Here is a 2,422-nt window from a genome sequence, read left to right on the forward strand (position 1 = left end):
GTAGCACTTTGACCCAATTTACTGCTTGATCCTCGGCGGCCTGCCAGGTGCAGGAACCTTAGAATGGAGGTTGAGCCCACTTGCCGTGAGTGTCCATGAGCCTTTTGCCCACTTCCGCTGCTCCCCTAGCCATTGCTCCGACAGCAGCCAAGCCAAGGCGACTGGACTTCGAGGTGGTGATTGCCGGAGCTGGGATGGTGGGATCCACCTTAGCAGCCGCTTTGGGCCAGGCCGGGATCCGCGTCGGGCTGATCGAGGGGCGGGATCTCTCGCAGGGGGTGGGGGCGGATGGCCGAGCCAGCGCTTTGGCTCTGGGGACAGCCCGCATTCTGCAGCGAATTGGGGTGTGGCCCCTCATGGAGGCCTGGGGAGTTTCTCCCATTCACCGCATTCAGGTCTCTGATGGGGAAAGCCCCTGGGTGGCTCAGCTGCGCCGTGAGATGCTCCAAGCGCCGGCCCTGGGCTACGTCGTGGAAAATCAAATCACCCAAAAGGCCCTGTTGCAGCGCATTCGCGAGTGCCCTTCGGTAACCCTTTTCAGCCCTGCTCAGGTGCAAAGTTTCTCCCCTGCAGCAGATCACATTCGGGTAGAGCTGGCCCAGGAGGGATCCCGGCAAACCCTGCGGGCTGCTCTGCTGGTGATTGCAGATGGGGCCCGTTCGCGGCTGCGGGAACAGGCTGGGATCCCGTTATCCCGCTGGGGCTATGGGCAGGTGTGCATCGTTTCCACCCTCACCCATGAGCATCCTCACCGGCAGGTGGCCTACGAGCGCTTTCAGGTCAGCGGTCCCTTCGCCATTTTGCCCACCTCCGATCCCCATCGCAGTTGCGTCGTCTGGACAGTTCGCCAAGCGGATCGAGATTGGCTGATGGGCTTATCTGAGGCTGAGTTTCTGCAGGCCATCCGGCCTTGGTTTGGATCCCAGTTGGGAGCCTTGCTGGCCGCCTCTCCCAGAGCCTGTTATGAGCCACAGCGGGCCCATGCCCAAACCTACATCGGATCCCGGCTGGCTTTGGTGGGGGATGCTGCCCATACCACCCATCCGCTGGGGGGGCAGGGAGCGAATCTGGGCATGCGGGATGTGGCGGCCTTGGCTGCCCTGTTGATCGAAGCCAAAATGGCGGGCCGGGATCCCGGCGATCCGGCTTTGTTAAAAGCCTACGAGCGCTGTCGCCGCCCAGAAAACGCGCTGGTTCTTTTTGCAACCGATGCTGCCAATCGCCTCTTTTCCAACCGAAGCTGGCCGTTGCTGGTCTTGCGTCGCCTGGGCCTGTGGGGACTGGAGGTTTTGCCGCTGCTCAAGCCTGCTTTGATGCGCCAAGCAATGGGGATCCGCCCCCACCAACCCCAACTGCAGCAGCTCCCTTTCCCTGCACCCCCGGAACCCTTGCCCACACCTGTCTGAATCCGGCCAACCTGTCACAGCCAGGCTGGGATCCTCACTAAGAGAAAGTCATTATGTCCTCGGCAGGACAAGCGATCCACATGGGATCAAGGCTGCTCCAGGGGTAAGTCTGAAAACAGCAATGGGGCAATATTGGCCGCCTGGTTGATGGGGATCTCGTCGTTGACGGCATACTGATAAAACTGATCCAAGCGCCGACACAAACCTTCTGGGGTCAAAGCCTGCACATTGGAGCTGATGATATAGCTTTGGGAAGGAGAGGCGCGAAACGCTTGAAAGGCTTTGCGACAAAAGTCCTGCTTGGCCTCCGGGTCTGCTTGTCGCCACTCTGGCCCCGTAAGTTTGCCGGACAAAGTGGGGCCGGTTGCCGCTCCCAAGGGCAGGCCTGTTCCCAAGATTAGGCCAGCCAGGATCAGAAACAGAAGGCCCCCCTTCAAGACTGCCTGCCAGAAAGAGAACTGAAGCCGTTGCCGGTGCTGCTCCATGGTTGGATAGGCTGGAGTGGAAAGGGATCCCCTCGATCATACCGATCACACATACCGATCACAGGCGGATCTGAGGGAAACTCAGGATCTCGGCTGGCTTTGCCGCTCCCCTCGATCCCCGCTGCCGTCCTCAGGGATGGCCGGAAAGCTGGGTCCCTTTCATCCCTTACCCGCTCGCACCCTCCGTCCCGTGGCTCGCAACAAACCCCGTCGGAAACAGCCTTTCCCGCACCTCCTCGGCTCCAAATGGACTTCCGTTCAGCCTGTTCTGGGTTGGCGACATTTTCAGGTCACCGCTCGCCAACAAGGGGAAGGAGGGCTGGTGTTTGCCGAGCTCAGAGCCGTCTGCGATCCCCAGGTGCGCCTCTGGGTCAACGCGGCCACCCTGAAGAACCGGGATCTTTGGCAGCCGGGCTGGACGCCTCTCGAAGACGGGATCCCCTGTGGGCGGCAGGATCCCCTTCTGGACAGGGCTGGGGGATAGTTTCTCTCAAGCTGGGGCTCAGGGATCGATTAGGATCATCTCTCTAG

3 protein-coding genes are annotated in these 2,422 nt (G+C 60.9%); 2 read left to right on the forward strand and 1 reads right to left on the reverse strand.

Going from position 1 to position 2,422, the window contains the following annotated elements; genetic code table 11:
• The first annotated feature begins 95 nt into the window (after nt 1-95).
• A complete protein-coding gene (locus NW820_RS11870) occupies nt 96-1,406 on the forward strand; it encodes a UbiH/UbiF/VisC/COQ6 family ubiquinone biosynthesis hydroxylase (RefSeq protein WP_414407591.1) in 1,311 nt (436 codons plus the stop codon).
• A gap of 86 nt (nt 1,407-1,492) precedes the next feature.
• Here the strand turns inward: NW820_RS11870 and NW820_RS11875 are convergent, their stop codons facing one another.
• Nucleotides 1,493-1,843, reverse strand: coding sequence for a hypothetical protein (locus tag NW820_RS11875; RefSeq protein ID WP_414329946.1), 351 nt, complete (start codon nt 1,841-1,843; stop codon nt 1,493-1,495).
• 238 nt (nt 1,844-2,081) lie between these two features.
• Between NW820_RS11875 and NW820_RS11880 the strand changes: the two genes are divergently transcribed.
• Complete coding sequence (locus tag NW820_RS11880; protein WP_414329949.1) at nt 2,082-2,375, forward strand: TIGR02450 family Trp-rich protein; 294 nt, start codon at nt 2,082-2,084, stop codon at nt 2,373-2,375.
• The last annotated feature ends 47 nt before the right edge of the window (nt 2,376-2,422 follow it).

Origin of the sequence: Synechococcus sp. R55.7, assembly GCF_047461955.1 — a bacterium.
Classification (GTDB): domain Bacteria; phylum Cyanobacteriota; class Cyanobacteriia; order Thermostichales; family Thermostichaceae; genus Thermostichus.